Annotated in this window: 3 protein-coding genes; 2 read left to right on the forward strand and 1 reads right to left on the reverse strand. The window is 64.8% G+C overall.

The window, feature by feature from the left end; all coding sequences use genetic code 11:
• The coding region (locus A5714_RS24285; RefSeq protein ID WP_068282785.1) for a glycosyltransferase at window positions 1-996 on the forward strand (996 nt) is incomplete at its 5' end.
• Window positions 997-1,171: 175 nt separating this feature from the next.
• Here A5714_RS24285 and A5714_RS26405 read toward each other — a convergent pair.
• Window positions 1,172-1,363, reverse strand: coding sequence for a hypothetical protein (locus tag A5714_RS26405; RefSeq protein WP_156747270.1), 192 nt, complete (start codon window positions 1,361-1,363; stop codon window positions 1,172-1,174).
• A 32-nt stretch (window positions 1,364-1,395) separates the two neighbouring features.
• Here A5714_RS26405 and A5714_RS24290 point away from each other — a divergent pair.
• The coding region (locus A5714_RS24290; RefSeq protein WP_082959949.1) for a glycosyltransferase at window positions 1,396-2,291 on the forward strand (896 nt) is incomplete at its 3' end.

The following is a 2,291-nucleotide window of genomic DNA, read 5'->3' on the forward strand; positions in this document are numbered from 1 at the left end:
AGCGACCAATGCTGGCGCCACATGAACACGACGCTGCTTTCCCTGGCCGACGGGGCTGACCTGATCTTCGCTGGCCAGAGCTACCAGGAACCCGCAGCGAACGTTGCCGAGTATTACGACCTCCCGTTGGCCACCCTGCACCACGTCCCGATGCGGCCCAACGGGCAGGTGGTGTCTTTGCTTCCCGCGCCATTGGCGCGGTCGTCGATGGTGGGGTTCGACTGGTTCTGTTGGCGCCTGAACAAGAAGGTCGAGGACGCCCAACGCCGCGAGCTGGGTCTGCCGAAGGCGACGGGGCCGTCGCCCCGGCGAATCATCGAACGGCGGTCGCTGGAAATTCAGGCCTACGACGAGGTGTGCTTCCCGGGCTTGGCCGACGAGTGGGCCGACTGGCGTGACCAGCGACCGTTCGTCGGCACGTTGACGATGCAGCTGGCCACCGGCGCCGATGACGAGGTCGCGTCGTGGATTGCCGCCGGTACCCCGCCGATCTGTTTCGGATTCGGCAGCATGCCCGTGGCATCCCCGGCCGCGACGGTGGAAATGATCGGCGCCGCGTGCGCCGAGCTGGGGGAGCGGGCGTTGATCTGCGCCGGCTACAGCGATTTCAGCAGTGCGCCGTCTTTCGAGCACGTGAAGGTGGTGGGAGCGGTCAATTACGCGGCGATCTTCCCGGTCTGCCGCGCGGTCGTCCACCACGGCGGTTCAGGCACCACGGCCGCCAGCATGCGCGCGGGCGTTCCCACCGTGATCCTGTCCATGGACGCCAACCAGACCATTTGGGGAGCGCAGCTCAAACGCTTGAAAGTCGGGACGACGCGGCGCTTTTCGGCGACGACCCGGAAAACCCTCACCGCCGACCTGCGCCGGGTGCTGGCGCCGGATTACGCGGTGCGCGCCCGGCAGATCGCCAGCCACATGACCAAGCCCGCCGACAGCGTCCGCAAGGCCGCCGATCTCGTCGAGAATTTCGCCCGAGCGCGCAGCCGCGCCTGAGCGGGTCCGCAAGCGCCGGGGAAAATATGCCCCGAAAAGCGTCGGTAAATTGCGCTTTTCGGAGCCATCTGTGGCGGATACGAAATCGCGCGGTTTCCAAAGACACGCCGACGGTCCTCTGGCACAATGTATCCTCAGCCGACGATGCCTGCGCTGCTCGAAGGTCGTCACAGTGCTACGGTCCGGGGGAAAGGCCGATGACATTGGCTTTGCCAGAATTCACCACACCGCTACTGCGATGTAATTCATTTTCGTTGCAATCGCCGAAGGCGTTGCATCGCCGTTCCGCCTTTTCCTCTAGGAAAGCGCATTGGCCAGCGATGATCTGCAATTCGCAGGCCACCGGCGACTCGCCGAAGTTGCCCATGCTGACGGAGAGTGATTAAGGTTACGGTCGCGATGAAATTTGCTGTGGCGAGCTATGGAACGCGTGGCGACATCGAGCCGTGCCTCACCATCGGTCGTGAACTGATGCGCAGGGGCCACGAGGTGCGCATGGCCGTCCCGCCGAACCTGGTGGAGCTGGCGCAGAAGGCCGGTCTCCCGGCGATCGCCTACGGCCCCGATATGCACGACTTCTGGAGCGACGAATTCATCCGTGACTTTCGGAAGAATTTCGTGCGCAACCCGATCAAGCTGATCCGCGATGCGTGGGAGCCCGTGCTGCGGAATTGGCAGGAGATGAGCGCGTCGCTGATGTCGGTGGGGGCGGGAGCCGACCTCATCTTCAGCGGCCAGCTCTACCAGGATCTCGCCGTGAATGTCGCTGATTACTACGGCATTCCGATGGCCACCCTGCACTACATTCCGATGCGGCCCAACGGTCAACTGATCCCACGAATGCCCAAGCCGTTGGTGCGCACCGGCATGAGCGTCTACGACTGGATGTGCTGGCGCATGAACAAGCGGGCCGAAGACCGGCAACGCCGCGACCTCGGGCTGGCCACCGCGACCGTCGCGTCGCCCCGGCGGATCGCCGAACGCGGTTCCTTGGAAATTCAGGCCTACGATGACGTGTGCTTCCCCGGCCTCGCCGAGGAGTGGGCGAAATGGGGCGGCCAGCGGCCCTTCGTCGGTTCGCTGACAATGGAATTGACGACCGACTCCGACGACGAGGTGCTGTCGTGGATCGCGCAGGGCACGCCGCCGATCTGCTTCGGCTCCGGCAGTATTCCGGTCGAATCACCCGCGGCCACGGTGGACATGATCAGCGCCGCCTGCGCGGAACTCAACGAGCGGGCGCTGATCTGCTTCGGCGGCACCGACTTCACCGGCGTGCCACACCCCGACCACGT

Source organism: Mycobacterium sp. E2462, assembly GCF_001672685.1.
Taxonomy (GTDB): Bacteria; Actinomycetota; Actinomycetes; order Mycobacteriales; family Mycobacteriaceae; genus Mycobacterium.

Bases quoted from the DNA above. Each gene is read 5' to 3' on its own strand.
- A5714_RS26405 (WP_156747270.1), bottom strand. From the start codon at position 1,363: ATGGGCAACTTCGGCGAGTCGCCGGTGGCCTGCGAATTGCAGATCATC.